The 252-nt window shown below is 48.8% G+C and carries 1 protein-coding gene; it reads right to left on the bottom strand.

Going from position 1 to position 252, the window contains the following annotated elements:
• Positions 1–252: hypothetical protein (locus AC6UD4_RS07355; RefSeq protein ID WP_500709658.1), on the bottom strand; the 252-nt coding region annotated here is incomplete at both ends.

The following is a 252-nucleotide window of genomic DNA, read 5'->3' on the forward strand; positions in this document are numbered from 1 at the left end:
TTTTAGGGCCTGTGTTTTCTCTTCAAGTGGCGCTTCTGGCCTGTCCCGCAGGGTCATCAGAGCTATCAGCAGGGCATCAAAAGGCGTATCCGCTGGAAGGCCAAGCATTTCAAGAAAAGAAGGCGGATCACGCTCAATAATGCCGTTCTCCGAACCAATAATCTTTCCTCTGGTGTACTCCACGTCCGTTCCATGCGAAACAGAAATGGCGGTCTTGAAACCTATTATGTCCACATCTGAAAGCTTCAGTAT

It is taken from the genome of Fructilactobacillus sp. X3R5C2 (assembly GCF_059901175.1).